General features: G+C 69.1%; 26 protein-coding genes, 1 tRNA gene and 1 rRNA gene. 20 read left to right on the top strand and 8 right to left on the bottom strand.

Going from position 1 to position 25618, the window contains the following annotated elements; genetic code table 11:
- Window position 1: 1 nt before the first annotated feature.
- Window positions 2–118: ribosomal RNA gene (rrf, locus tag JF543_RS14290) — 5S ribosomal RNA — on the top strand.
- Between the two features lie 74 nt (window positions 119–192).
- On the opposite strand, the gene JF543_RS14285 is transcribed toward rrf, so the two are convergent.
- The gene (locus tag JF543_RS14285) at window positions 193–1248 is read right to left on the bottom strand and encodes a hypothetical protein (RefSeq protein WP_206824939.1); all 1056 of its coding nucleotides are present in this window, start codon (window positions 1246–1248) and stop codon (window positions 193–195) included.
- Between JF543_RS14285 and JF543_RS14280 the strand changes: the two genes are divergently transcribed.
- The 18 genes from JF543_RS14280 to JF543_RS14195 all read left to right on the top strand — a co-directional run bounded on the left by JF543_RS14280 (window position 1189) and on the right by JF543_RS14195 (window position 18766).
- The gene (locus tag JF543_RS14280; RefSeq protein WP_347401173.1) at window positions 1189–2055 is read left to right on the top strand and encodes a hypothetical protein; all 867 of its coding nucleotides are present in this window, start codon (window positions 1189–1191) and stop codon (window positions 2053–2055) included. The two genes, JF543_RS14285 and JF543_RS14280, sit on opposite strands and share 60 nt — an antisense overlap.
- Window positions 2055–3092 (top strand): HAD-IIA family hydrolase, encoded by a 1038-nt coding sequence (locus JF543_RS14275; protein WP_179410467.1) that lies wholly within the window; start codon window positions 2055–2057, stop codon window positions 3090–3092. Before JF543_RS14280 ends, JF543_RS14275 begins: the two co-directional genes overlap by 1 nt.
- Before the next feature lie 66 nt (window positions 3093–3158).
- Window positions 3159–3326 carry a hypothetical protein gene (locus JF543_RS14270; RefSeq protein WP_179410468.1) on the top strand — a complete coding sequence of 56 codons (168 nt, stop codon included), beginning with the start codon at window positions 3159–3161 and terminating at the stop codon, window positions 3324–3326.
- Window positions 3326–4123, top strand: coding sequence for a TlyA family RNA methyltransferase (locus JF543_RS14265; RefSeq protein ID WP_206824937.1), 798 nt, complete (start codon window positions 3326–3328; stop codon window positions 4121–4123). Before JF543_RS14270 ends, JF543_RS14265 begins: the two co-directional genes overlap by 1 nt.
- Window positions 4120–5025: an NAD kinase gene (locus JF543_RS14260; RefSeq protein WP_179410470.1), complete on the top strand. Its 906-nt coding sequence runs from the start codon at window positions 4120–4122 to the stop codon at window positions 5023–5025. The genes JF543_RS14265 and JF543_RS14260 overlap by 4 nt, the downstream gene beginning before the upstream one ends.
- Window positions 5022–6710, top strand: coding sequence for a DNA repair protein RecN (gene recN / locus JF543_RS14255; RefSeq protein ID WP_206824935.1), 1689 nt, complete (start codon window positions 5022–5024; stop codon window positions 6708–6710). The genes JF543_RS14260 and recN overlap by 4 nt, the downstream gene beginning before the upstream one ends.
- Window positions 6711–6727: 17 nt before the next feature.
- Window positions 6728–8425 carry a CTP synthase gene (locus JF543_RS14250; RefSeq protein ID WP_179410472.1) on the top strand — a complete coding sequence of 566 codons (1698 nt, stop codon included), beginning with the start codon at window positions 6728–6730 and terminating at the stop codon, window positions 8423–8425.
- 7 nt (window positions 8426–8432) lie between these two features.
- On the top strand, window positions 8433–9014 hold the full coding sequence (locus JF543_RS14245) for an NUDIX domain-containing protein (RefSeq protein WP_179410473.1): 582 nt from the start codon (window positions 8433–8435) through the stop codon (window positions 9012–9014).
- Window position 9015: 1 nt separating this feature from the next.
- Window positions 9016–9918, top strand: coding sequence for a site-specific tyrosine recombinase XerD (xerD, locus tag JF543_RS14240; protein WP_206824934.1), 903 nt, complete (start codon window positions 9016–9018; stop codon window positions 9916–9918).
- 107 nt (window positions 9919–10025) lie between these two features.
- Window positions 10026–10898: a ParA family protein gene (locus tag JF543_RS14235; RefSeq protein ID WP_179410475.1), complete on the top strand. Its 873-nt coding sequence runs from the start codon at window positions 10026–10028 to the stop codon at window positions 10896–10898.
- Entirely contained in the window at window positions 10882–11718 is an 837-nt protein-coding gene (locus JF543_RS14230; RefSeq protein ID WP_224818913.1) for a segregation and condensation protein A, read from the top strand. Before JF543_RS14235 ends, JF543_RS14230 begins: the two co-directional genes overlap by 17 nt.
- Complete coding sequence (scpB, locus tag JF543_RS14225) at window positions 11708–12307, top strand: SMC-Scp complex subunit ScpB (protein ID WP_206820192.1); 600 nt, start codon at window positions 11708–11710, stop codon at window positions 12305–12307. The genes JF543_RS14230 and scpB overlap by 11 nt, the downstream gene beginning before the upstream one ends.
- Complete coding sequence (locus tag JF543_RS14220; protein WP_179410478.1) at window positions 12304–13074, top strand: pseudouridine synthase; 771 nt, start codon at window positions 12304–12306, stop codon at window positions 13072–13074. Before scpB ends, JF543_RS14220 begins: the two co-directional genes overlap by 4 nt.
- Complete coding sequence (locus JF543_RS14215; protein ID WP_206549547.1) at window positions 13071–14195, top strand: prephenate dehydrogenase; 1125 nt, start codon at window positions 13071–13073, stop codon at window positions 14193–14195. The genes JF543_RS14220 and JF543_RS14215 overlap by 4 nt, the downstream gene beginning before the upstream one ends.
- On the top strand, window positions 14188–14895 hold the full coding sequence (gene cmk, locus JF543_RS14210) for a (d)CMP kinase (protein ID WP_179410480.1): 708 nt from the start codon (window positions 14188–14190) through the stop codon (window positions 14893–14895). Before JF543_RS14215 ends, cmk begins: the two co-directional genes overlap by 8 nt.
- A gap of 2 nt (window positions 14896–14897) precedes the next feature.
- The gene (der, locus tag JF543_RS14205) at window positions 14898–16421 is read left to right on the top strand and encodes a ribosome biogenesis GTPase Der (protein WP_179410481.1); all 1524 of its coding nucleotides are present in this window, start codon (window positions 14898–14900) and stop codon (window positions 16419–16421) included.
- Between the two features lie 110 nt (window positions 16422–16531).
- A complete protein-coding gene (locus tag JF543_RS14200; protein ID WP_179410482.1) occupies window positions 16532–17602 on the top strand; it encodes a Glu/Leu/Phe/Val dehydrogenase family protein in 1071 nt (356 codons plus the stop codon).
- Window positions 17603–17653: 51 nt separating this feature from the next.
- Window positions 17654–18766, top strand: coding sequence for an NUDIX domain-containing protein (locus JF543_RS14195; RefSeq protein WP_206824928.1), 1113 nt, complete (start codon window positions 17654–17656; stop codon window positions 18764–18766).
- 89 nt (window positions 18767–18855) lie between these two features.
- Here the strand turns inward: JF543_RS14195 and JF543_RS14190 are convergent, their stop codons facing one another.
- From JF543_RS14190 to JF543_RS14160, 7 genes are all read right to left on the bottom strand, one after another.
- Window positions 18856–20490: an HNH endonuclease signature motif containing protein gene (locus tag JF543_RS14190; RefSeq protein ID WP_206824926.1), complete on the bottom strand. Its 1635-nt coding sequence runs from the start codon at window positions 20488–20490 to the stop codon at window positions 18856–18858.
- A gap of 72 nt (window positions 20491–20562) precedes the next feature.
- The gene (locus tag JF543_RS14185; protein ID WP_206824924.1) at window positions 20563–22200 is read right to left on the bottom strand and encodes a DUF5671 domain-containing protein; all 1638 of its coding nucleotides are present in this window, start codon (window positions 22198–22200) and stop codon (window positions 20563–20565) included.
- Entirely contained in the window at window positions 22200–22655 is a 456-nt protein-coding gene (locus tag JF543_RS14180) for a hypothetical protein (protein ID WP_179410486.1), read from the bottom strand. The genes JF543_RS14185 and JF543_RS14180 overlap by 1 nt, the downstream gene beginning before the upstream one ends.
- A 127-nt stretch (window positions 22656–22782) precedes the next feature.
- A complete protein-coding gene (locus JF543_RS14175; RefSeq protein ID WP_179410487.1) occupies window positions 22783–23178 on the bottom strand; it encodes an RNA-binding S4 domain-containing protein in 396 nt (131 codons plus the stop codon).
- Complete coding sequence (locus tag JF543_RS14170) at window positions 23175–23894, bottom strand: lysoplasmalogenase (protein WP_206824922.1); 720 nt, start codon at window positions 23892–23894, stop codon at window positions 23175–23177. The genes JF543_RS14175 and JF543_RS14170 overlap by 4 nt, the downstream gene beginning before the upstream one ends.
- A 21-nt stretch (window positions 23895–23915) precedes the next feature.
- The gene (locus JF543_RS14165) at window positions 23916–24368 is read right to left on the bottom strand and encodes a hypothetical protein (protein WP_206549556.1); all 453 of its coding nucleotides are present in this window, start codon (window positions 24366–24368) and stop codon (window positions 23916–23918) included.
- 30 nt (window positions 24369–24398) lie between these two features.
- Window positions 24399–24983 (bottom strand): GNAT family N-acetyltransferase, encoded by a 585-nt coding sequence (locus JF543_RS14160; RefSeq protein ID WP_206824920.1) that lies wholly within the window; start codon window positions 24981–24983, stop codon window positions 24399–24401.
- Between the two features lie 155 nt (window positions 24984–25138).
- Here JF543_RS14160 and JF543_RS14155 point away from each other — a divergent pair.
- Window positions 25139–25212 (top strand) — tRNA-Pro (locus JF543_RS14155).
- Window positions 25213–25618: the final 406 nt, after the last annotated feature.

Here is a 25618-nt window from a genome sequence, read left to right as displayed (position 1 = left end):
TTACGGCGGCCATAGCGTGAGGGAAACGCCCGGTCACATTCCGAACCCGGAAGCTAAGCCTCACAGCGCCGATGGTACTGCAGGGGGGACCCTGTGGGAGAGTAGGACACCGCCGGACTTCTCTTAAGTAAAATGGCCACCCAGAGCTGGGTGGCCATTTTGCGTTTTACAGTCATACAGGGAGTCAGAATGTCAGATGAGCAGCGGGACCGCCGTAACGAAGGCGATGGCGCGCACAAGCGACGTTCGGACTCCGACCGCAGCGGCGACAACCGCAAGCCGCGGTACTCGGACTCCTCCGCGCGTCGCCCGCGTCGCGATGACGAGCGTCGCCCGTATGGCGACCGCCCGCAGGGCGATCGCCCCTACGGAGACCGTCAGCCCCGCGGCGATCGCGATCGCTCGCAGGGTGACCGGGGTCGTTCCCAGGGTGAGCGTCGTCCGTATGGCGATCGTCCGCAGGGTGAGCGTCGTTCCTACGGCGACCGTCCTCAGGGCGACCGTCCGTACCGTGGCGACCGGGATCGTCCGCAGGGCGACCGTCCGTACCGCGGCGATCGTGACCGCCAGCAGGGTGACCGCCGTCCTTACGGCGACCGTCCGCAGGGTGACGGCCGTCCGTACGGCGACCGTCCTCAGGGCGACCGTCCGTACCGTGGCTACCGGGATCGTCCGCAGGGCGACCGTCCGTACCGCGGCGATCGTGACCGCCAGCAGGGTGACCGTCCGTACCGTGGCGATCGTGACCGTCCGCAGGGTGACCGCCGTCCGTACGGCGACCGTCCCCAGGGCGACCGCCCGTACCGTGGCGATCGTGACCGTCCGCAGGGCGACCGTCCGTACCGTGGCGATCGTGACCGTCCGCAGGGCGACCGTCCGTACCGTGGCGATCGTGACCGCCAGCAGGGTGACCGCCGTCCCTACGGCGACCGTCCCCAGGGCGACCGCCCGTACCGTGGCGACCGGGATCGTCCGCAGGGCGACCGCCCATACCGCGGGGACCGGGATCGTCCGCAGGGTGACCGTCCCTACCGGGGCGACCGTGACCGTCCGCAGGGCGAGCGTCGTCCCTACGGTGACCGTGACCGCGACCGCTCCCAGTACGGGCGGGATGACCGCGGCTCCAAGCAGTCGTACCGCGACCGTCCCCGCGGGGGAGTGGACCGGCCGCAGAACGAGTACGCGCCGGTGCGCGAACGCGTACCCGAGCCGCCGCTGCCCGAGGAGATCACTCCGAAGGATCTGCACCCGGCCGCGCGCAACGAGCTGAAGACCCTCAGCAAGGAGAACGCCGAGCAGGTCGCTCGGCACCTGGCGATGGTCGCCCGTCTGATCGACGACGAGCCGGCACGCGCGCACGAGCATGCGCTGGCGGCTTCGCGTCGCGCCGGCCGTATCGCCGTCGTGCGTGAGACGCTCGCCATCACCGCGTACGCCACAGAGGACTTCGCTCTTGCCCTGCGTGAGCTGCGCACCTACCGTCGCATCTCGGGCAAGGACGACCAGATCGCCCTGATCGTTGACAGCGAGCGCGGCGTCGGCCGTCCTGACCGCGCCCTCGAAGAGGGACGCGGCGTCGACCGGGCCGCGCTGACCCCGGATGTGCGCGTCGCCCTGGCAATCGCGATGTCCGGTGCGCGCCTCGACCGCGGCGAGACCGAGCTCGCGCTTGGCGAACTCGAGATCCCCGAACTCAACCCTGACCGTGCCTTTGAATGGAGCCCGGCGCTCTTCTCGGCATACGCCGCCGTGCTCGAGGACCTCGGCCGCGCGGACGAGTCGGCTTTCTGGAACCAACGTGCCGAGGTGGCGACGTCCGCTCTCGGCCTGGACGGCCAGTTCGACGAGATCTTCGTCGAGGACGGACTCGTCGAGGACTTCGACGATGACTTCGAAGAGCCCGTTGACGACGCCGCAGATGACACTGCTGACGACGCGGCTGACGCGGCTGACGCTGCTGACGCTGCTGACACAGCAAGCTCCGACGACAACGCTGAGCCTGTAGCATCCGACGACTCCGCATCCGACGAGACCGAAGGGGAGCCTGAGCGCTGATGGCTCTGTTCCGCCGCGCGAAGCCGGCATCCACTCCGCTGACCGACCGCGACGCTCTGCTCGCCGATCTCGATGGCGTCGTGTATGCCGGACCTCACGCGTTGCCGCACGCGATCGAGAACCTGAATCGCGCCGGTGAGTCGATGCGCCTCGGGTACATCACGAACAACGCCTCGCGGACGGACGCCGACGTCGCGGCTCACCTCACGGATCTGGGCCTCACCGTCGCACCCGACGAGGTCGTCACGAGTCCCCAGGCCGCGATGCGCCTGCTGTCGACGATCGTGCCGGCCCCGGCAACGATCCTGATCGTCGGGGGCGAGGGGCTCGTCGTCGAGGCGCAGAAGGCCGGTTACACGGTGACGCGTAGCGCCGAGGATGCCCCGGCCGCCGTCGTGCAGGGCTTCGCCCCCGAGGTTGCCTGGACCGACCTCGCCGAGGCCGCTTTCGCGCTCAAGCTGCCCGAGGATGAAGGTGGCATTCCCTGGATCTCGACCAACACCGACTGGACGATTCCGCGCGAGCGGGGCGTCGCGCCCGGGAACGGCACGCTCGTGTCGGCCGTGCACACCGCCATCGGACGGCTGTCGACGGTTGCGGGTAAGCCCGAGAAACCGATCTTCGAAGAGGCCGTCGCACGATTCGCCGCCCAGCGGCCGCTCTTCCTCGGCGACCGCCTCGACACCGATATCGCCGGTGCCGTGCGCGCGGGCATCGACTCGGCTCTCGTGCTGACGGGCATCGACCGTCCCAAGCACGTGCTGGCCGCGCCGCAGGGATCGCAGCCCGACTACATCCTCGCCGACCTGCGCGACCTGCACGCTCCCTACCCGGCTACGACCGAGAAGGACGGCGTCTTCACGGTCAACGGCGCCTCGGTGCGCGTCGTGGATGCCGACGTGCAGATCCTCGCCGAGGGGCAGACGCAGATCGATCTGCTGCGCGCCGGTGCCGCGGCGATCTGGGCGACCGGGCGCGCAATCTACGCGTTCCGCGTGCCCGAGCGCCTCTACGCCGACCCGTTCCATCGCCCCTGAGCGCCATCCGTCCACAGGTCAGGGCGTCGCCATCGTCTGCCGCGGCGCACGGGATACAGTGGACGGATGGAGCACCCGCGTGACGAGCCGACCGACGCGCTCTGGAGCCGCCTGCGCCTCATCGAGGGGCAGCCGCTGGCTGATCGTGCCGCCGCGTATGCAACCGTGCACGACGAGCTGATGAAACGGCTCGAGAGCGCTCCGCGCACCGACGACCGCGACGCGGTCCGCTGATGCCCCGGCTCGACGCTGCTCTCGCCGCGCGCGGTCTGGCGCGCTCGCGCACGCACGCGGCCTCGCTAATCGCCGAGGGGCTCGTGCGCATCGACGGCGTGATCGCGATCAAGGCCTCGACGGCGGTGACCGACGACGCGGACCTCGCCGTCGACGGCGGTGATCACTACGTGAGCCGCGGAGCGCACAAGCTCATCGCCGCATTGGACGGCTTCGACGTGGCGGTGCAGGGTCGCCTGGCACTCGATATGGGTGCCTCGACCGGTGGCTTCACGCAGGTGCTGCTCGAACGCGGCGCGCGGCGCGTGCTCGCGGTCGACGTCGGACATGGCCAACTGGCGCCCGCTCTCGCGGCTGATCCGTCCGTCGTGCTCGTCGAGGGCTTCAACGTGCGCCATATGACCGCGCAGACCCTTGCCGAGGCCACGGGTGAGCCCGCGCGCCCGGATCTCATCGTGGGCGACCTGTCGTTCATCTCGCTCGCGCTGGTGCTGCCTGCGGTGGCCGAGACCGCTGGTGCGCACGCCGATATCCTGCTGCTGATCAAGCCGCAGTTCGAGGTCGGGCGCACGGCCGTCAAGGGCGGCCTGGTCGCCAGCGCCGCGGCTCGCGTGGACGCGGTCGAGCGCACGTTGTGGAGCGCGCACGACGCCGGGCTCGGAACCCTCGGCATCCTGCCGTCGCCGATTCTGGGTACGCACGGCAACGCCGAGTACCTGGTGCACCTCGCGCCCGGGCGCGGCACCGATCCGTCACAATGGACGGAGCAGATCGCACAGTTGGCAGGAGGACGATGAACGAGCGCCGCATCCTGGTCGTCGCCCACGCCAAGCGGGAGGACACCGTCGTCGCGGCACGGCGAGTCGTCGATGCCCTGCGTGATGCCGGAGCGACGCCCGTGCTACCCGCGCCCGATCACGGCGAGTTCGCCGAGATCGACGAGCGGTTCGCCGACGTGGCAGTGCTGGGCGAGGAGATCGCTGCCGAACAGCTGGAGTTGGCCATCGTCCTCGGCGGCGACGGCACGATCCTGCGCGCCGCCGAGCTGGTCCGCGGTTCCGGGGCGCCGGTACTGGGTATCAACATGGGCCACGTCGGCTTCCTCGCCGAGATCGACCGGGACGACATGGATGCTGCCGTGCACCGCGTCATCGACCGCGACTACGAGGTCGAGGAGCGTCTGGCACTGTCGGTGCGCGTCAAGGACGTCGCCGGTGAGGTCGTCTACGAGACGTGGGCGCTGAACGAGGCCACCGTCGAGAAGGCCAGCCGTGAGCGCATGATCGAGGTGGTCGTCGAGATCGACGGGCGCCCGCTGTCGAGCTTCGGCTGCGACGGCATGGTCGTATCGACTCCGACCGGATCGACCGCATACAACTTCTCGGCGGGTGGACCGGTGATCTGGCCCACCGTCGAGGCGATCGCTGTCGTGCCGCTGTCGGCGCACGCGCTGTTCGCCAAGCCCCTCGTGGTCGGGCCCGAGGCCTCGGTCGCGATCGAGATGCTCGAACGCACCGATGGCACGGGCATCCTGTGGTGCGACGGTCGCAGGTCGCACGAGCTGCCGCCCGGAGCACGCGTCGTGGTGCGCCGCTCGGCGCAGCCGGTGCGGCTGGCGCGTCTGCACCCGACCGCGTTCACGAACCGCCTCGTGCGCAAGTTCCACCTGCCTGTCGCCGGATGGAGGGGCGCACCATGATCGACGAAATGCGCATCCGCGGGCTTGGCGTCATCGATGACGCCGTGCTCCCGCTCGGGCCGGGGTTCACCGCCGTGACCGGTGAGACCGGTGCGGGCAAGACCATGGTCGTCACCGGGCTCGGCCTGCTGCTCGGCGCGCGTGCGGACTCGTCGGCGATCCGAGCCGGCGCGTCACAGGCATCCGTCGCGGGCGTCTGGGTCGTGCCGCAGCAGGGCGCGGTGACCGACATCGTCACCGACGCCGGGGGCGAGCTGGAGCCGGCGGGGGATGCTGCCGAGCTGTACGTCTCGCGCACGCTCAGCGCCGAGGGTCGCAGCCGTGCCAGTGTGGGCGGTCGTCCGGCACCGGCCGCCGTGCTCTCGGCCCTCGCCGAGGAACTCGTCGTCGTGCACGGTCAGTCCGACCAGCTGCGCCTGCGGTCGGCCGCCGCGCAGCGTGATGCGCTCGACCGGTTCGGGGGACAGGGCGTCGCCGACGCTGTCGCCCGATACTCCGAGCGCTACCAGGCGTGGCGGGCGTTGGATGCCGAGATCACCGAGCTCTCTGAGAACCGCGACCGACGCGCGGCTGAGGCCGCGCAGTTGCGCGAGCAGCTCGCCGAGATCGAACAGCTTGAGCCGCAGCCCGGTGAGGACGTCGAGCTCAATGAGCGCGCCGAACGCCTGGCGAACGCCGAGGAGCTGCGTGTGGCGGCATCCGTGGCGCGCTCGGCGCTCTCCAGCGAGGAGGATGCCCCGGACGTGACGGCGCTGGTCGCCGAGGCGCGGCGGGCGCTGGAACGCGCTCCGGATCCGCAGTTGGCCGGGATCGCCGAAGGCCTCACCGACCTCGGCTACCGCACCGCCGACCTCGCACTTCAGCTGTCGGGCTACCTCGCCGACCTCGACGACTCGGGCCCGCACGAGCTCGCGGCCGTCGAAGAGCGCCGCGCCGCGATCGGCGGGCTGATCAGGCAGCATGGGTCGCTCGAGGCGGCGCTGGAGGTGTGGCGCACCGGATCGTTGCGTCTGGCCGAGCTCGACGACGACGGCGACCGCATCGAACGCCTCGAAGCCGACGCCGCGCGCGTCCGCGACGAGCTCGACGAAGCCGCGTCGGCATTGACCGCCGTGCGCACCGATGCCGCGGCCCGCCTCTCGCACGCCGTCACTGAGGAACTGCACGCCCTCGCGATGCCGGATGCCCGATTCGAGGCACGTGTCTCGGCCGGAGCCGAATCGCGCCATGGTCGCGACGACGTCGCCCTGCTGCTGGCGCCGCACCCCGGCGCTGAGCCGCGCTCGGTCTCGCGAGGTGCCTCGGGCGGTGAGCTGTCGCGCGTGATGCTCGCGATCGAGGTCGTCATCGCCGGAACCGACCCTGTTCCGACCTTCGTCTTCGACGAGGTGGATGCCGGCATCGGCGGCGCCGCGGCGATCGAGGTCGGCAGGCGCCTGGCGCAGCTGGCCCGCACGTCGCAGGTGATCGCCGTGACACACCTCGCCCAGGTGGCGGCGTTCGCCACCAACCACCTGTCGGTGGTGAAATCCCATGATGGTGCCGTGACAGCATCCAGCGTCACGCGTCTGTCGGGGGAGCCGCGCGAGGCCGAGATGGCCCGTCTGCTCTCGGGACTCGCCGATTCCGACGCCGCACTGACCCACGCCCGTGAACTGCTGAGCCTCGGCTCGAGCGCGACCTGATAGGATAGAAGCCCGTGATGAACTCTTCTGCAGCGGGACCCGACAACGACACCACAGCCACCACGAAGCACATCTTCGTGACGGGCGGTGTCGTTTCATCTTTGGGTAAGGGCCTCACCGCAGCCAGCCTCGGAAACCTGCTCACGGCACGCGGACTCCGCGTCGTGATGCAGAAACTCGATCCGTATCTCAACGTCGATCCGGGCACCATGAACCCGTTCGAGCACGGCGAGGTCTTCGTCACGGACGACGGCGCCGAGACCGACCTCGACATCGGCCACTACGAGCGCTTCTTGGGCATCAACCTGTCGCGCGCCGCAAACGTGACGACCGGGCAGGTGTACTCGCAGGTCATCGCCAAGGAGCGCCGCGGCGACTACCTCGGCGCGACCGTGCAGGTGATCCCGCACATCAGCGACGAGATCAAGCGGCGCATGCGCCTGCAGGCCGACGAGACCCCCAAGCCCGACGTGATCATCACCGAGGTCGGCGGCACGGTCGGCGACATCGAGTCGCAGCCGTTCCTCGAGGCCGCGCGCCAGCTTCGTCACGAGCTGTCCCGCGACAACGTCTTCTTCGTTCACGTCTCGCTCGTGCCGTTCATGGGTGCCTCCGGCGAGCAGAAGACCAAGCCGACCCAGCACTCGGTGGCGGCTCTGCGCCAGGTCGGCATCCAGCCCGACGCGCTGGTGCTGCGCAGCGATCGTCCGGTCAGTGAGAGCAACCGCAACAAGATCGCGCTGATGTGTGACGTCGACAACGACGGCGTGGTCAACACCGTCGACCTGCCGAGCATCTACGACATCCCCTCGACGCTGAACGAGCAGGGTCTGGATTCGTACATCATCCGCCGCCTCGGCCTGGACGCCAAGGCACGCGACGTCGACTGGACGCGCTGGAACCAGGTGCTGCACGCCGTGCACAACCCCAAGCACGAGGTCACGATCGGCCTGGTCGGCAAGTACATCGACCTGCCCGACGCCTACCTCTCGGTGACCGAGGCACTCAAGGCCGGTGGCTTCGCTCAGGAGACCAAGGTCAACATCCGCTGGGTGCCCTCGGACTCGTGCGAGACGCCCGAGGGTGCTGAGAAGGCGCTCGGTGATCTCGACGGCATCCTGGTGCCGGGTGGCTTCGGCATCCGTGGCATCGAGGGCAAGGTCGGCGCGCTGCGCTTCGCACGCGAACAGGGCATCCCGACCCTGGGCCTGTGCCTGGGCCTGCAGATGATGGTCGTCGAGTTCGCCCGTCACGTCGCCGGCATCGACGGTGCGTCGTCGACCGAGTTCGACCCCGAGACTGCGGCACCCGTGATCGCGACGATGGCCGAGCAGGTCGAGATCCTCGACGGCGGCGACCTGGGCGGCACCATGCGTCTGGGCCTGTACGAGGCGGCGCTGAGCGAGGGATCGCTGGCCCGCGAGCTGTACGGCGCAGAGACGGCATCCGAGCGCCACCGCCACCGCTACGAGGTCAACAACGCCTACCGTGCGCGCCTGTCCGAGGCGGGGCTCGTCTTCTCGGGACTCAACCCCGAGCTCGACCTGGTCGAGTACGTCGAGCTGCCGCGCGACGCGCACCCGTTCTACATCGCGACCCAGGCGCACCCCGAGCTACGTTCGCGTCCGACCGAGCCGCACCCGCTGTTCCGCGGTCTCATCGGCGCGGCCATCGAGCGGCACCGCTCGAGCGAGCTGTTCAGCGAAGACGACTGATCAACGGATGACGCAGTTGCAGGACGAGCCGTTCGCACCCGAGGTGATCAGCAGCGATCTGATCCACAACGGCTGGGTGTGGGACGTACGCTCCGACCGGATCCGGTACGGTGACGGCGAGATCGTGCGAGAGTACGTCGCGCACACCGGCGCGGTCGCGATCGTCGCGCTTGACGAGGATGACCGGGTGCTGTTGATTCAGCAGTACCGGCATCCGATCCGTCATCGCGACTGGGAGCTGCCCGCCGGTCTGTTGGACGTGCCGGGGGAGGACCCGCTGTGCGCCGCACGGCGGGAACTCGCCGAGGAGACCGACATCACCGCCGAGAACTGGGAGCACCTGGTGTCGTCGTGGACGACGCCGGGCGGCAACGACGAGATGATCCACGTCTTTCTCGCCACCGGGATCTCGGCGGCCGAGGTCGCGCACGCCCGCGAGGCGGAAGAAGCCGACATCCGTGTGGAGTGGGTGCCGCTGGCCGAGGCGGCGGATGCTGTGCTTGCCGGGCGCATGCACAATGGCATCCTCTCCATCGGCGTGCTCGCCGCGGAGCGGCGGCTGCGTCTGCAACGGCACGACAAGGGTTGACGTGCAGCTCGATCGGGCGCTGGACGCGTACCTGCGGCACGTCACGATCGAGCGCGGCCTGTCGGAGCACACGATCGCGGCCTACCGCCGCGATCTGGGCGGGTACGTCGCGTGGCTCGAGGCGCGCGGGGTGGCGACGACGGATGCCATCACCGCGACGATCGTGTCGGAGTTCATCGCCGAGAGATCGAGCGCGCAGCCGCCACCGGCGGCGACCAGCCTCGCGCGGCTGCAGTCGGCGGTGCGTGGTTGGCACCGGTTCCTCGCGCGGGAGGGCATCGCGCAGGATGACCCCTCGGCGCGGTTGCGTCCGCCGAAGACGCCGCAGCGGTTGCCGAAGGCGCTGACGATCGAGCAGGTCGAGCGTCTGCTGGCCGCGCCCGCGCCGGATGAGCCGATCGGCATCCGCGACCGTGCCCTGCTGGAGCTGTTGTACGCCACCGGTGCGCGTGTGTCGGAGGTCGTCTCACTCGATGTCGACGACCTCGCCCACGGCGATGTTCTGCGCGTGCGAGGCAAGGGGGACAAGGAGCGGATCGTGCCGGTCGGGTCGTACGCCAGAGCCGCCGTGGAGGCGTACCTGACTCGGGTGCGCCCGGCGCTCGCGGCGAAGGGTGCGGCGTCGGCGCGTCTGTTTCTGGGAGCACGGGGGGCACCGCTGTCGCGTCAGAGCGCCTGGCTGGTGATCCGCGCGGCCGCCGAGCGCGCCCAGATCGTCGCCGATGTGTCACCGCACACCCTGCGGCACTCGTTCGCGACGCACCTGCTGCAGGGCGGCGCTGATGTGCGCGTGGTGCAGGAGCTACTGGGCCACGCGTCGGTCGCGACGACGCAGATCTACACGCACGTGTCGGTGGACACTCTGCGCGACATCTACGCCACCTCGCATCCGCGGGCGCGCTGAGCCCGTACGAGGCGGCTGGGTTGCCGCGCGCCGAGCGGAATCCCGGCCGTCGTACGGCTACAATCGACCAAGCACGGAAGGCGGAAACGGTGGCGCAGAAGGCGACGATGTCCAGGTCGAAGACAAACCAGGGAGACGATGTTCCCCTGGGGCCGACCGGTCGTCCCTACCAGGGCTTCGCCACACCGGCACCGCTTGACAGCCACGGGCCGGCGCGCATCATCGCGCTGTGCAACCAGAAGGGCGGCGTGGGCAAGACCACGACCTCCATCAACCTCGCCGCGTCGCTCGCCGAGTACGGCCGCCGCGTGCTGGCCGTCGACTTCGACCCGCAGGGCGCGCTCTCGGCAGGGCTGGGTATTCCCACGCATGACGTGCCGACCGTCTACGACCTGCTGCTCGACATCAAGCGCGACGCGCACGAGGTGATCGTGCCCTCGAACGTCGAGAACCTCGACGTGCTGCCCGCCAACATCGACCTGTCCGCGGCTGAGGTCCACCTCGTCAACGAGGTGGCCCGCGAGACGATCCTCTCGCGGGTGCTGCGCCAGGTGTCCGGCGAGTACGACGTCATCCTGATCGACTGCCAGCCCTCGCTCGGTCTGCTCACCGTCAACGCGCTCACCGCCGCGCACGGCGTGCTGATCCCGCTGGAGTGCGAGTTCTTCGCACTGCGCGGTGTGGCGCTGCTGATCGAGACGATCGACAAGGTGCGCGACCGACTGAACCCCTCGATCACGCTCGACGGACTGCTCGCGACCATGTACGACCCGCGTACGCTGCACTCGCGCGAGGTGCTCGAACGCGTCGTCGAGGCATTCGGCGACGACGTGCTCGAGACCGTGATCGGCCGCACGGTCAAGTTCCCCGATGCGTCGGTGTCGGGCGTGCCCATCACCGAGTTCGCGCCCGAGCACGCCGCAGCCCAGGCGTACCTGCGATTGGCGCGGGAGCTGGTCGCCCGTGGCGCTGTCGCCTGACACCGAGCCGGCCACGGCGGCAGAGCCCGCTGAGTCCTCGGACGGCTTTCGCATCTCGCTGTCGAACTTCGACGGACCGTTCGACCTGCTGCTGAACCTCATCTCGAAGCATGAACTCGACATCACCGAGGTGTCGCTGAGCAGGGTCACCAACGAGTTCATCGCGTATCTGAAGGAGCTCGACGGCGAGGAGGAGCTCGAGCAGGCCTCGGAGTTCCTGGTCGTGGCCGCGACGCTGCTCGACATGAAGGTCGCCGGGCTGCTGCCACAGGGCGAACTGGTCGACGCCGAAGCCGTCGCGCTGCTCGAGGCACGCGATCTGCTCTTCGCACGTCTGCTGCAGTACCGCGCCTTCAAAGAGGTGTCGTCGTGGTTCTCACGATGCCTGCAGCGCGAGGAGCGCCGGCACGTGCGCGCCGTACCGCTCGACGAGAAGCACCGCAGCCGCACGCCGGAACTGGTGTGGTCGCTGTCGGCATCCGACTTCGCGGCACTGGCGATGCTCGCGTTCGCACCCAAGCAGATCCCCACCGTCGGGGTCGACCATCTGCATGCGCCACTGGTCAGCATCCGCGAGCAGGCGGCGGTCGTGGTGACGCTGCTGCGCAGCGCCGAGTCTCTCACCTTCCGCGACCTCGTCTCGGGCATCACCGAGCCGGGCGTCGTCGTGGCGCGGTTCATCTCGGTGCTGGAGCTGTACCGGCATGCCGCGCTGTCGTTCGAGCAGCTCGAGCCGCTCGGTGAGCTGACACTGCGCTGGTCGGCCGAGAGCTGGTCGGACGAGCAACTGGCGACGTTGGGCGCTGACTATGACCGTTGAAGGAGCATCCGTGCAGAACGACGCTGAGCCCGAGACGCCGCTGGCCGAACGCATCGAGGCGATCCTGCTGATCGTCGACGAGCCGATCGCGCTGGTTGCGCTGGCCGCCGCCGTGCACGCGCCCGTGCCGGCTGTGCGCCAGACGCTGGAGGCGCTGGTCGAGGACTACGACGGTCGCGGCGCGGGGCCGCGTCGCGGCTTCGAGCTGCGTGAGGTCGGCGGGGGCTGGCGCCTGTACGTGCGCGAGGACCACGACGATCTCATCGCCGATTTCGTCGGGGGACAAGCGCCCGCCCGCCTGTCGCAGGCCGCATTGGAGACGCTCGCGGTGATCGCGTACAAGCAGCCGGTCACACGCGGGCAGGTCGCGTCGATCCGTGCGGTCAACGTCGATTCGGTAGTGCGCACGCTGCTCGGACGCGGCCTGATCACCGAGCTGTTCGCCGACGCCGAGACCGGCGCCATCAACTACGGCACGACCGACGCGTTGCTCGAGCACCTCGGTATCAACTCGATCGACGAGCTGCCGCCCATCTCGCCCCTGCTCGATGACGGGGCCGACGGATTCGACGAAGGGACGCTGCGATGACCGGCGACGACACCACTCCCGCCCCCGAGGGCATCCGCCTGCAGAAGGCTCTGGCCAACGCCGGGGTCGCCTCGCGCCGGGTGATCGAGCAGTACATCGTCGAAGGGCGCATCCGCGTCAACGGCCGCACGGTGACCGAGCTCGGCACCCGCATCGACCCCGAGAACGACCTCATCGACGTCGACGGCACCGCCGTACAGCTCGATGTCTCGAAGCGCTACGTGATGCTCAACAAGCCCACAGGTGTGGTCAGCACCATGAAGGATGAGAACGGGCGGCCCGATCTGCGGCGCTTCACCAAGGACTGGCCGGAACGGCTCTACAACGTCGGTCGCCTCGACGCCGAGACCAGCGGGCTGCTGATCCTGACGAACGACGGCGACCTCGCGCACGTGCTCGCGCACCCCTCGTTCGGGGTCACCAAGGTGTACATCGCCAAGGTCGAAGGGCGGGTCACGGCGCAGACCATTGCGACGCTGACGCGCGGCATCGAGCTGGAGGATGGGCCCATCGCAGCCGACAAGGCACGGCTGCTCGACTCGTCGGGCGACTCGAGCCTGGTGGAGCTGACGCTGCACTCGGGTCGCAACCGGATCGTGCGGCGCATGATGGCTGCGGTCGGGCATCCGGTGATCGATCTCGTGCGCCGTCAGTTCGGCCCGCTGCACCTGGGAACGCTCCCGGTCGGCAAGGCACGCGAGTTGACTAAAATCGAACGTGGCGCGCTGCTGACTCTCTCGCGCCAGGATTCCCGGGAGAACGAGTGAGCGAGACCACCGGCGTGCGTGCACCCCAGGTCGCTGCGCGACTCTCGGGCACGGTGCGGGTCGTCGGCGCCGGCCTTCTCGGCGCCAGCATCGGCCATGCCCTGCGCGCGAAGGGGGTCGACGTCGTTCTCGCGGACGCCTCGCCGTCGCAACTGCGCCTGGCCATCGACTACGGTGCCGGACGCGCGGCCCGCGACGATGACGCCCCGACCCTGATCGTTGTCGCCGTGCCGCCGGATGTGACGGCCGACGTCATCCAGGCCGAACTCGCCGCGTACCCCGGTGCCGTCGTCACCGACGTCGCCAGCGTGAAGCTGCAGCCGTTCGACCAGTTGCGCGCCCGGGGCATCGACCTCACCCGCTACATCGGCTCGCACCCGCTGGCCGGGCGCGAACGCGGCGGGGCGATCTCGGCGCGCGCCGACCTGTTCATCGGTCGCCCCTGGGTGGTGTGCCGCGACGAGCAGACGCGGCCCGCTGACCTGGCCCTGGTCGAAGCGCTCGCCCTCGACGTCGGCGCGATGCCCCTGGAGATGACCCCCGAAGAGCACGACCGTGCGGTGGCCATGACCTCGCACGTGCCGCAGGTGGTGGCAAGTCTGCTCGCCGCCCGGCTGGCCGAGGCCGACGAGGGATCGCTGCGTCTGGCAGGTCAGGGCGTGCGCGACACCACGCGCATCGCCGCGTCGGCGCCCGAGCTGTGGGTGCAGATCCTGGGCGCCAATGCGGCTCCCGTCGTCGAGGTGCTCGATGCGCTCGCCGACGACCTGCGGAACGTCGCGGACGCGCTGCGCGCTCCGGATGCTGCCGGCGCGCGCCGTACCGTGGCCGACGCCATCCGCCTCGGCAACGAGGGCGTGGAGCGTCTGCCGGGCAAGCACGGTCAGAACCGTCGATTCGAGACACTGGTCGTCATGGTCGACGACACCGCCGGTCAGCTGGGGCGCCTGTTCGGCGAGCTCGGCGAACTGGGCGTGAACGTCGAGGACCTTCGCCTGGAGCACTCTCCGGGCGCCCAGTTCGGTCTCGCTGAGATCAGTGTCGCGCCGGCCGCGCTGCGCGGTGCGATCGAGGGACTGGAAGAACGCGGCTGGCGGATTGCGGGGAACACCAATGACTGACCTCTCGACGGACTCGGCGCACCAGGCGCGCAAGTTCATCGCGATCGACGGCCCGGCCGGGTCGGGCAAATCCAGCGTCTCGAAAGAGGTCGCCCGCCGGCACGGCTTCGGCTACCTCGACACGGGCGCGGCCTACCGGGCGCTGGCCTGGTACGTGCTCGACCGTGGATCCGACACGGCGGATGCCACGGCTGTGCGGTCGGCAGCATCCGACTTCCCGTTCGCTCAGGCACTCGACCCCGATGACCGGCGCGTGTCGGTGGGCGGCATCGACGTGACCGACGCGATCCGCGAGCCGCGGGTGTCGTCCGCGGTCAGCGGCGTCGCGCGCGTGCCCGAGATCCGGGCGCAGGTGAACGAGATGTTCCGGCGGATCGTGGCGGAGGCCGAGTACCCGGCCGTCGTCGTCGAAGGCCGTGACATCACCACGGTGGTGGCGCCGGACGCCCCCGTGCGCATTCTGCTGACCGCCGCCCCCGAGGTGCGCGCCGCGCGCCGCGCGGGCGAACTGGCCGGCGAGAACGCCGCAGCTGTCGCGGAGGCGCTGCACAAGCGCGACGCGTCCGACAGCACCGTCGTCGACTTTCTCAACGCCGCCCCCGGCGTGAACGTCGTCGACTCCACAGACCTTGATTTCGCGCAGACCGTCGACGCCGTGCTTGCGGTCATCGACCGGCGCGACGCAGACACAGGAGCATGAACATGGCCGACGAAGAAGAATACGAAGGCGCGCCCGACCAGCTCGCTGACAAGCTCGCCGCGATCGACGAGAACGCTGCCGAGCAGCGCGCCGACATGATGCGCGCGACGCTCAGCGACTACGAACTCGACGAGGACGACGCCGACCTGCTGGCGGGACTCGCGCTCGGCGAGGACGGCATCGAGTACTCGCCGGCGCTGCCGGTGGTCGCCATCGTGGGACGCCCGAATGTCGGCAAGTCCGCTCTGGTGAACCGCATCCTCGGGCGCCGCGAAGCCGTCGTCGAGGACACGCCGGGCGTGACCCGCGACCGGGTGACCTACAAGGCCGAGTGGATGGACCGGCGCTTCTCGCTGGTCGACACCGGCGGGTGGGAGCCCGACGCCAAGGGCATCGACCGGTCGGTCGCCGCCCAGGCCGAGGTCGCGATCGACCTCTCGGACCTGGTGCTGTTCGTCGTCGACGCGAAGGTCGGTGCCACATCGACCGACGAGCACGTCGTCAAGCTGCTGCGCAAGAGCGGCAAGCCGGTGTTCCTCGTCGCCAACAAGATCGACGACGCGCGCCAGGAGCCCGAGGCAGCCGCGTTGTGGAACCTGGGGCTGGGCGAACCGCACCCGGTCTCGGCGATCCACGGTCGCGGGGTCGCCGACCTGCTCGACCTGGTCATGGCGAAACTGCCCGAGGTCTCGGCCGTGGCCAAGGCCGAGATCGGCGGGCCGCGTCGCGTCGCGATTCTCGGACGCCCGAACGTGGGCAAGTCGTCGCTGCTGAACAAGGCCGCGGGCGAGGAGCGCGTGGTCGTCAACGACCTCGCCGGCACCACACGCGACCCGGTCGACGAGATCGTCGAGATGGGCGGCAAGATGTGGCGGCTGGTCGACACCGCCGGCATCCGCCGTCGTGTGCACCTGCAGCAGGGCGCCGACTTCTACGCATCGCTGCGCACGTCTGCCGCGCTGGAGAAGGCCGAAGTCGCCGTCGTCGTGCTCGACGTCAGCCAGCCCATCAGCGTGCAGGACCTGAACATCATCGACATGGTGCTCGAATCCGGGCGCGCGCTCGTGCTGGCGTTCAACAAGTGGGACCGCCTGTTCGACGACGACATGGAGAACATCGACCGCCGCCGCTACCTGGAGCGCGAGATCGAGCAGGATCTGGCGCACGTCGCGTGGGCTCCGCGCGTGAACATCTCGGCCAGGACCGGGCGCCACCTCGACAAGCTCGTGCCCGCCCTTGAGCTGGCGCTGGAGAACTGGGACCGCCGCATTCCGACCGGCAAGTTCAACGCGTTCATCACCGAGCTCGTCGCCGCGCACCCGCACCCGCTGCGGGGCGGCAAGCAGCCGCGCATCCTGTTCGGCACGCAGGCGTCGACGCGTCCGCCGACGTTCGTGCTGTTCACGACGGGCTTCCTCGACCCCGGCTACCGCCGATTCGTGCAGCGCCGTCTGCGCGAGCTGTACGACTTCGAGGGAACGCCGATCGTCATCAACATGCGTGTGCGGGAGCGGCGCAAGAGATAGCATCCGACGCGTTCACGCGGGATAATGGGAGGTTGAAGCCGCGACCCCGCGGCGACAACCACAGTGCCCATGACACAGCGCCCACAAGGCCCGCGTGAAACGAGGATGCGATGACGCACACCCTGCCCCTGCCGGAGTTCACCCACGAGCGGGTGGAGGTGATCACCGGGCCGCGCAGTGGACTGTTCATCGCCGTGGCGCTGCACTCGTCTGTGCTGGGCTCTGCCCTCGGCGGTGCGCGGTTGTGGACGTACCCGCACTGGAGCGACGCTCTCGGTGACGCTCTGCGGCTCTCGGCGGCGATGACGCTGAAGAACGCGGCGGCCGGGCTCGACGCGGGTGGCGGCAAGTCGGTGATCGGCCTGCCGCCGGGCACCGTGCTCGACGCCGACCGTCGCCGTGCGGCCTTCCTCGATCTCGGTGACGCCGTCGAGCTGATGGGTGGGCTGTACCGCACCGCGGAAGACGTCGGTTCGACCACCGATGACATGCTGACCGTCAGCGAACGCACGCAGCACGTCGTCGGATTGCCCTCGACCGTGGGCGGCTCGGGCGAGCCCGCGGGGCCCACGAGCCTCGGCGTCTACGCGTCGCTGCGCGCTGTGCTGGAGCGGGTGGCTGGATCGTCGGATGCCCGCGGTCGCCGCATCGTCATCTCGGGCCTGGGCCAGGTCGGCGGTCGTCTCGCATCACGCCTGGCGGAGGACGGCGCCGAGCTGACGGTCACCGACATCAACCCGGCGCGGCGGGAGTTCGCTACGTCGATCGGGGCGACCTGGGTGGAACCGGGCACCGAGCACCTGGTGGCCGGCGATGTCTTCGTGCCGGCCGGTATCGGCGGTGTGCTGACCGATGGGGTCATCGACGCGCTGGATGTGAAGGCCGTATGCGGTCCTGCGAACAACCCGCTTGCCGACCACTCGGGCGCAGGGCGCCTCGCGGAGCGGGGCATTCTGTACGCGCCCGACTTCGTCGTGAACGCGGGTGGCGTGATCTACCTCGATCTGGAGGCCAAGCAGATCGGCACGAGCGACGAGATCATGGCACGAGTGGCCGGCATCGGCGACACGGTCGGTCGGATTCTCGACGACGCTGCTGAGCGCGGTGTGACCCCGTTGCAGGCAGCGGAGGAGCTGGCGGCGGCGCGTCTGCGGGCTGGGGCCGAGCTCGGGGTTCGGTAACGCGCGCACACTGAGCGTGCCGCGGGCGGTGCGGCGTGGAAAGGTGGAGGGGTGAGCATCATCCCCCCGGCGCCTGGAGAACCGCGCCGCCCGCAGGGCCCCCGCAATCCCGGAGACGCCTGGGTGGTCGCCGAGACGGGCGAGAAGTACTGGGGCCGATTCGGTGCCGCCGGGCTTCTGGCCGTCGACCCCGTGCGTGGTGTGCTGCTGCAGCACCGCGTGGGCTGGAGCCACTTCGGCGGCACGTGGGGGTTGCCCGGAGGGGCGCTTCACGAGGGGGAGTCCGCGCTCGTCGGCGCGATTCGCGAGGCGCAGGAAGAAGCCGGGGTGCCGGACGGTGCGGTGCGTGCGCGCTTCACCCGGGTGCTCGATCTGAAGATCTGGTCGTACACGACCGTCGTCGCCGATGTGGTCGAGCCGTTCGAACCTGTGATCAGTGACCCCGAGAGTCTCGCGCTCGAGTGGGTGCCGGTGGATGCCGTCGATGAGCGGCCGCTGCACCCGGGCTTTGCCGATGCCTGGCCGGCGCTGCGGGCCTTGTTGGCGGTGCGACCCTCGATCGTGGTGGATGCTGCCAACGTGATCGGCTCGGTGCCGGACGGCTGGTGGAGAGACCGCGCCGGTGCCGCCGAGCGGTTGCGTAATCGGTTGGTGGTGTGGGCGGCTGCCGGAGTCGAGCCGGGGGTGCTGGGCGGGGCTGGGGTGCCGGGGGCGCTCGGGGAGTCTGAGACAGTTGGGGCGCTTGGTGAGCAGGGTGTCCGTTGGTATCCGGACGTCACGATGGTCGTCGAGGGCGCGGCGCGGAAGATGGCTGGTGCTGGTGTGGCGTTGGATGCAGACGGCGCCGGGGGCGTAGATCTCGGTGGCGGTGTGGACCTCGGGGGAGCGGGGGTCGGCGTAGCCGGGCTCGGGGCAGCTGGCGTCGGGGCAGTCGGCGTCTGGGGCGTCGGTGTCGGGGCTGTCGGGGTCGTGCGAGCGGACGGACACGGCGACGACGCCATCGTTGGTGAAGCGCGTCGCCTGGTCGCTGAGGGGCGTGAGGTCATCGTCGTCACGAGCGATCGCGAACTGCGGACGCGGGTCGAAGCGCTCGGTGCACGCACCCAGTCGGCCGGCTGGATGCGGGATCAGCTCGACGCTCGTTCGGCTCGCAGGGGGCGCTGAGCGCGTTCAGCTACAGAGCGTGTGCAGCTAGCGCGGTGTTGCAGTTGCGGCGTCGGGGCAGACTGAGTCCTCCCGACGGTTGAAGCCGGCTAGAAGGGCGCCGGTGCGGCCTCTGGCGACGGGACGAACATCACGCGCCGAGGTGCGGCGTCGGCGTAGGTGCTTCCGTTTGGCGCGGTCCATTGCAGATCGCCCCCGGGAAGCTGCCTTGTTCTCCAACGATGCTGCTCAGGGATGTCGGGATGCTTGAGCGCGTGATGCGTCTTACACAGGTGCGCGAGGTTGTCGAGTGACGTCGGCCCGCCGAGCGCATGATCGTGGTTGTGGTCGAGCTCGGTGCGGTGAATGGGCATACGACAACCGGGGAACCGGCAGTGCTGATCGCGTGCTTGCAGGAAGCGCCGCATGCCCGCGGTAGGCATGTAGGTGTCGGTCTCGGTGAGCTGCCCGGTCGGGTCGAGGAACAAGCGCGTCCACGCGGTGCTGCGTCCGGCGAAGGTGCGAGCGACCTCGGGGTGAAGCTCACCGTTTCCGTCGAGCTGCCCGGGACGGTCGTCGTCACCCAGGAGTGTGTTGGCGCTGACGGTGACCTGCACGGTCGCCGTGATGTTGTCCATGCCTGTGCCGAGATCCTCTGACGGGGTGGCTGTCAACAGCAAGTCGGTGAGCACGTCGGTGCGGATCTGGTCGAGCGTGCGCTGGTCGGAGGGCAGGCGGATGATGGTCGGCCCGTCAGAGATCATTTGCTCGACGAAGTCCCAGTACGCATCGACGTCGTCGCCGAACGGGGCGTTGTCGGGCGGCACTGCCAACCCGTCGTAGAAGTCCTGCCCGGAGTCGGTGCCGGTGCCGGAGCCGGTGTCGGTGCCGGAGTCGGAGTCGGTGCCAGGCGTGCTCACCACCATGAGGTCGCTGTCGGGCACGCGGGCGGACTCGTCGCCGAGATCTTCCCGCAGACCAGAGTCGTTCTGCAGGGCGCGGTCGTTTTGCAGAGCCGGGTCGTTGTTGAGCTTGTCTTGTAGGGCGTCTTCGTCCACGGGGAGCACGGGGAAGGGGTTCAGATCGACATTCTGGGTCTGAATACGGCCGAGTTGAGTGAGGCGGTCGTGAATAGCGATGGCGAGGTGCTCGGGCAGGACGACCTGCAGCAGGGCGAGCCCGTCGCCGACGGAGCGCACGGTGACGGTGCGCTCGGCCAGCGCCCGCTCGTGGCGTTCGGTGATGGTGCTGCCAGCCAATGCCGCAGCCACTTCGCGCGCATGGGTTCGCGTGCGCGATGGAGCCTCGGACTCGGCGAACACGACCGTAGCTGCCTCATACAGCGCCATCGTGTCTGCCTCGACAACCCCGTTCTGTACGGCCTCGCGCACGGGTGCGGCGGCGTGCAGGATCTCGTGCACATGCGATGCGGTCACAGATCCGGTACGGAACGACGCTTCGAGTAGCGGGTAATCACCCGTGGAGAGGAACCGCGCATCGTCAAAGGCACGTTCCACGGCGCCTCGCGAGGAAGGCACAGCGGCGCAGTGCTCGGCGATCATCGAGCGCCAGATCGCGTCGCGATGCTGCGGTTGATCGGCCACATCGTCATCCATCAGAGCGACCCGCGCAGCTAGTAGATCCGAAGCGCGGGCCTCGGCGCGGTTGATCTCGGCCCGCACGGCAACCCACTGCTCGAGCAGTGCGGCCTGCTGCTGCATGCGGTCGACGAGTGGGCTGGACATGCCTCCAGAGTAGAACAAATGTTCTAGATAAGCAAGCACGTATCCTTTCTTTTATAGAAGATTCTCGAATCCCTAGTCGGCGAGAGGAACGATCATCGGTGCTGAGTCGGGAAGCGACACAACGAGCACCCGCGGCGCCTGGATGCTCGCGAGTTCGCCGGCGACATCCGCGGGCGCGAGCGGAGCCAGGGTCGCTCCCTCGGCAGCGCGCCACACCGTGACGGCGGCGCCGGTGCTCTCTGCGATCTGCGCGCTGAGCTGTGCTGTTCGGGGATCGTCAGCATCCGCCGTCACAAGGATGACGCGACCGATCGACGCACGACGCGCCGCGGACGGCGCGATGCGCCGGTCGTGGCGCCAGATCGCGAAGTGATAGCCGAATACGACAGCTGTGGCGCTGAGCAGCCCGAGCGGAGCCCGGATCTGCTCGATCAGTGCGGCCGGCCGTGCGTCGTCGAGCAGAAAGTCGAACAGGCGGTATCCGATGATCAGCAGAGTGATCAGGCCGACGATCGCGCTCGCGCCGAACACGGCGACGAGGTACACACGGCGGGCGGGTTCGGCAGCATCCGCCGTCGTGGTGGTGCGTGTCGGACGCCACGCGACCCACCAGGCGACCGCGCCCACGGCGAGGGCGCTGATGCCTCCGAGCAAGAGCGTTCGCGGCACGTGCGCGCTCAGCGTCGGGGCGAGCGCAGCGAGCAGGGCGTTGATGACCACTCCGAAACCGCTGGCCGCGCCGACCAATGCGATCGCCGAGATCACGAGGCGGCCGGCGAGGCGCGCGGTGTGCTCGCGCTGGGCGAGCACCGCGCTGTGGTGCACCCACACCGCCGCGGCGACCAGCGCTGTCGCGACGGCGACGTCGAGCGGTGCGAGCACCTCGTTCGAGGGGGCTGTGTCGAAGATCAGACGCAGGCCGACGTACAGGGTCGTGCCAAGTGCGAACAGTCCTGCGCCCGCCGAGATTCCCACAATGGCCACGAGCAGCACGTCCGCGAAGACACCCGGGGTCGAACGTACCCGATGGTAGAACCAGTGCCACCACCACAGGGTCGTTCCGAGCAGCAGCCAGACAAACCCCTGCAGAACGGCGATGGGCCACGGGCGTGACGCCGCCAGCACGTGAGAGGCATCTACCAGAGCCTCGGACAGCAACGCCGAGAGGGCGGACACAGCGCCGAAGGAGGCGATAGCCAGGGCATAGACCGATGACAGTTCGAGCGGGAGGCCGACAAGTCGAGTCGGCGCCGTCGCCGACCATGACCGCAGTCTGACGTGCCACAACCAGATTCCTGCCCACACGACGCCGCTGGCGAGCTGCCCGGGACGCCAGTGGCCGTCGAGGCCCGCGGTCGCGGCGAGCCCGAGTGAGATCGACGCAACGATGAGCGACGTCACGATCATTGCCGTGACGTACAGCGCCCACACCAGCGAGGCGCGCTCGCCGGGGTCGGCGAGCCTGCGCCTCAGGAACCACCACAGGCCAGCGCCCAACGGCACGCCGATCACCGTGAATGCGAGCGAACGTGCGAGGCCTGCGTCGTCATCGACGAGTACCGCTCCTGCGCTGAGGGCGCGGTCGGCGAGTCCGCTCAACCCGGCGGCGGCGACGCAGACGAGCGCGAACAGCAGGGCGTAGAGGATGATGCGCCGTACGATCGCCTGTGCGCTCCGCGGCGGCGGGACGGGAATTGCGGGGGCGGCCATCACGGTGTGCCATTCGGATAGCAGATGGTGAATTGCCAGGGCGCACCATCGATCAGCCAGGTATCGCCGTCGCGCACGAGATCGAAGACTTCGTCGCTCTGGTACTCGTCGCTGATGGGTCCAGATCCGCTCACGGTGGTGATGACCACCCGCACGCGTGCGGTCTCATCGTGTTCGGTCGTGCTCACCAGCACGACGCGGTTCTCATCTGCGATTGGTGGCAGGCGATCGCAGTCTTCGGTGATCTCGGGGGCGAGCAGATCCATTGCCGCTGCCGTATCGCCGTCGTTCACCGCCTGCACGTAGCGCTGCACGACCCCTTCGGCACTGTCGGGGTCGTACGTGGCTGATTGGCCCCGGGTGAGTACGGCGATCAACGCGATCGCGACGACCACCGCGACCAGCGCCAGAAGCACCCAGAGGGCCAGCCGTGACTTGTGAGCATCATCACTCATGGCTCCCACGAACCTCTCTCCCGCAGTGGGTGGCAATATGCCGCATCCGCGCGGATGCCCATAGTGTACGACCGAACCGCGCGCGCATGAGGGAGAATCTGCGCGGCGCCAGGGGACTGGCGGCGCGTCAGTCGCGTCCGCGCAGCCGATCGATCTCGCGACGCTCTCGCTTGGTCGGGCGTCCCGCTCCGCGGTCACGCACCGCGAGCAGGGCGACGGGGTCGCGCGGTGGGGTGCGATCGTCGTACGCGGTCGCGGCAATGGGCGCCCCGACCCGCTTCGAAAGGGTCTTGCGTACCACGAGGATGCGATCGAAACCCGACATGCGCACGCGCACCTCATCGCCGGGTTTGACCGTCTGTGCGGCCTTCGTGCGCTCGCCGTTGATGCGAATATGCCCCGCGCGGCATGCGGTCGTCGCCGCGGAGCGAGTCTTGTAGACCCTGATCGACCAGAGCCAGCTGTCGACGCGCACGGGTTTGACAGCATCCGATGCGGCGGGGGACGACGTCTGGTTCGTCATCGCGATGTCTCCTCTCGCAGGGGCGCCGTCGTGCGCCCGGTGGGGATATTGCGCGGGGCGGGGGCGTTGCGCAGGCGGTGCAGCGCTCCCGCGATGATCAGACCCTGACCGAGTGTGTAGGTGAACATGACGGCGGGGCTGGTCCAATTGGGCATCCCGTCGAGGAAGAGACGGAACGCGAGGATCGAATCGCTGAGCAGAAAGAACGCGCCGCCCACCGCGAGAGTGGGGTTGCCGCGCGCGGCGGTGGCCGCGGTGCCGGCCAGCACGAGTCCGTAGGCGGCGATGCCGAGCAGGAGGCCGTCTGATTGCGGGCCGACGACGACCAGCATGCCGACCCACCACGCGGCGTAGACCAGCGTCCACCAGGGCAACCGACGCCCAGCGGTGTATCGCAGAAACAACACGATGTAGGCGATGTGCGCGAGACCGAAGAAGAGGAGCATGAGCGGTAGTTCGGGCCCGCTGGGGAAGAACGTGCCGGCGCCGTCGCCGAGCCACGAGAACAGCAGGGCGGCGCCGAGTAGTGCGATGGTTCCGCGTGGTCGCAGGCGTGGCGCGGCGGCGAGCACTGGCAGAGCCAGCAGGGGCATCAGCGTCAGTTTCGTGGGCGCCGCGAGGGGACTCTGCAGGGTGAGCGCGGTGACGTGGATGATCGCGAGGACGATGTACGGGGCCCAGACGGCGATGTCGAGGGGGCGGATGCTACGCAGCATCCCTCCATCGTATTCAGGCGTTCATGACTCGACGGTGACGTCTTGCACCTCGCCGTCGGGGCTGAGGTGCGCGGCGGGCCAGTATCCGGTGGGGAAGTGCTCACCGCACGCGTCGGTGAAGTGCAGCACGGTCTCGTCGGTTGTGACCTCGATCGCGTCGAGTTGCAGGTCGGTGGCGCCGGCGTCGAGCTCGGCGGGTGTGGGGTCAGCGTCACTGAAACGCGTGAAGACAGCATCCGCGGCTCGGCGGCGGATGCCGTCGATATCGGTGACCAGTGCACGGGCGCGGGGGAGGAGGGCGCGGACGGCGTCGATGTCGGCGCCGTCGACGATGAGGTCGAGTTCGCGATCGTCGTGCGGGATGCTGGCGGCGTACCAGTCGTGGATGACGGTGTCGCCGTCGTCGAGCGTCGTCTCGGCGCGGGTGAGCCGGCCGAGGGTCGGGTCGTCGATGATCGGGTGTGCGGAGGTCATAGCGCCACCGTAGCGGTCTGCGGTGACGTATCAGTCGTGCAGCGGGCGCGTCACGAGGACTCGGCCGCCCGTGAGGGTGGCATCGTGCGTGAACCCGGCGGCCAGGAACGTGGTGAGCGCGCCGTGGAACATGTCGTTCGCGCGGTGGGTGCCGTGGGTGTTGTCGACCGGATACGCCTCGACGAGTCGGGCACCGCCCTGGCGAGCGTGGTCGATCGCGGCGTCGAGGAGGATGGCGTTGAGACCGGTGCCGCGGTGTTCGCGACGCACGACGAAGCACGTGACCGCCCACACGGAGTCGTCGTCGAGGGGCTCGATGGTGGCGCTGACGATGGAACGTGTGTTCAGGATGCGCAGCTGGGTGGTACGTGGCCCGACGCGGATCCACCCGGCGGCTTCGCCGTCGACGTATGCCACGAGCCCGGGCGTCTGACGTGTGGCGATCTCGTCGTGCAGCAGGTCGCGTCGCTCGTCGACCGACGTGGACTGCCAATCTTTGTTGCGCACGACGGGCCAGATGCACTGGCAGCTACGCCCGTCACCGCCGCCGGACAGGGCGTGCTGTACGTCGCCCCATCGTTCGATCGTCGCCCGCTCTGTCGTGATCGTCGCCATGTTCGCACGCTACGCCGGGCGTCGGACATCGGCAACGATCCTGTGCGGCTCGTGCGCGCCACGCCCGGAAAACACCAAGGTGTGCGCCTGGTTCGCGAGGCCCGTTCGCGTCGGCTAGGATAGGGGAGTTGCCTGCGCGAAAGCGCGGTCGTCCACGGGCTGTGGCGCAGCTTGGTAGCGCACTTGACTGGGGGTCAAGGGGTCGCAGGTTCAAATCCTGTCAGCCCGACGTAAACGCAGAAGAGGGTAGATCCGCCAAGGATATGCCCTCTTCTGCGTTTACTCGCGCTCGCAAAGAGGGGCCCCGCGGCGCCGAGAGGCTCCGCGCGCCGCTGAGGCTGGGGCGTGACCGGATCTGTGGATCTTGCGGCGCGTGGAGGGCGCCGTGGGGACGCAGCCCGACAAAAAGCCCTTGTGAGAAGCAATTTTCATCAGGGCTTCGTCGTATCTGGACGTGGTCACTGGCTGGTCCACTTCCCCGATCCGCCCGTCCCGCACGTTCTTCGATTGGTCCACTGATTCGCCCTGAGTTTCGTTCCTATCGGGCGGCTTGGGAGACGGGTGTTCCCAAGGGTCTGTCGAGGCCAGCGTAGTAGTCGGCTTCGACCTCGGCGGGGGTACGCATGTCGAGTTCT

Origin of the sequence: Microbacterium esteraromaticum (assembly GCF_017303215.1) — a bacterium.
GTDB lineage: Bacteria > Actinomycetota > Actinomycetes > Actinomycetales > Microbacteriaceae > Microbacterium > Microbacterium esteraromaticum_C.
This window is presented reverse-complemented; position numbering and strand designations above follow the sequence as displayed.

Excerpts from the sequence above, each read along its gene's own strand:
- JF543_RS14275 (WP_179410467.1), top strand. The coding sequence starts at position 2,055 with ATGGCTCTGTTCCGCCGCGCGAAGCCGGCATCCACTCCGCTGACCGAC.
- JF543_RS14270 (WP_179410468.1), top strand. The coding sequence starts at position 3,159 with ATGGAGCACCCGCGTGACGAGCCGACCGACGCGCTCTGGAGCCGCCTG.
- JF543_RS14265 (WP_206824937.1), top strand. The coding sequence starts at position 3,326 with ATGCCCCGGCTCGACGCTGCTCTCGCCGCGCGCGGTCTGGCGCGCTCG.
- JF543_RS14260 (WP_179410470.1), top strand. The coding sequence starts at position 4,120 with ATGAACGAGCGCCGCATCCTGGTCGTCGCCCACGCCAAGCGGGAGGAC.
- recN (WP_206824935.1), top strand. The coding sequence starts at position 5,022 with ATGATCGACGAAATGCGCATCCGCGGGCTTGGCGTCATCGATGACGCC.
- JF543_RS14250 (WP_179410472.1), top strand. The coding sequence starts at position 6,728 with ATGAACTCTTCTGCAGCGGGACCCGACAACGACACCACAGCCACCACG.
- JF543_RS14245 (WP_179410473.1), top strand. The coding sequence starts at position 8,433 with ATGACGCAGTTGCAGGACGAGCCGTTCGCACCCGAGGTGATCAGCAGC.
- JF543_RS14235 (WP_179410475.1), top strand. The coding sequence starts at position 10,026 with ATGTCCAGGTCGAAGACAAACCAGGGAGACGATGTTCCCCTGGGGCCG.
- scpB (WP_206820192.1), top strand. The coding sequence starts at position 11,708 with ATGACCGTTGAAGGAGCATCCGTGCAGAACGACGCTGAGCCCGAGACG.
- JF543_RS14220 (WP_179410478.1), top strand. The coding sequence starts at position 12,304 with ATGACCGGCGACGACACCACTCCCGCCCCCGAGGGCATCCGCCTGCAG.
- cmk (WP_179410480.1), top strand. The coding sequence starts at position 14,188 with ATGACTGACCTCTCGACGGACTCGGCGCACCAGGCGCGCAAGTTCATC.
- der (WP_179410481.1), top strand. The coding sequence starts at position 14,898 with ATGGCCGACGAAGAAGAATACGAAGGCGCGCCCGACCAGCTCGCTGAC.
- JF543_RS14200 (WP_179410482.1), top strand. The coding sequence starts at position 16,532 with ATGACGCACACCCTGCCCCTGCCGGAGTTCACCCACGAGCGGGTGGAG.
- JF543_RS14190 (WP_206824926.1), bottom strand. The coding sequence starts at position 20,490 with ATGTCCAGCCCACTCGTCGACCGCATGCAGCAGCAGGCCGCACTGCTC.
- JF543_RS14185 (WP_206824924.1), bottom strand. The coding sequence starts at position 22,200 with ATGGCCGCCCCCGCAATTCCCGTCCCGCCGCCGCGGAGCGCACAGGCG.
- JF543_RS14180 (WP_179410486.1), bottom strand. The coding sequence starts at position 22,655 with ATGAGTGATGATGCTCACAAGTCACGGCTGGCCCTCTGGGTGCTTCTG.
- JF543_RS14175 (WP_179410487.1), bottom strand. The coding sequence starts at position 23,178 with ATGACGAACCAGACGTCGTCCCCCGCCGCATCGGATGCTGTCAAACCC.
- JF543_RS14170 (WP_206824922.1), bottom strand. The coding sequence starts at position 23,894 with ATGCTGCGTAGCATCCGCCCCCTCGACATCGCCGTCTGGGCCCCGTAC.
- JF543_RS14165 (WP_206549556.1), bottom strand. The coding sequence starts at position 24,368 with ATGACCTCCGCACACCCGATCATCGACGACCCGACCCTCGGCCGGCTC.
- JF543_RS14160 (WP_206824920.1), bottom strand. The coding sequence starts at position 24,983 with ATGGCGACGATCACGACAGAGCGGGCGACGATCGAACGATGGGGCGAC.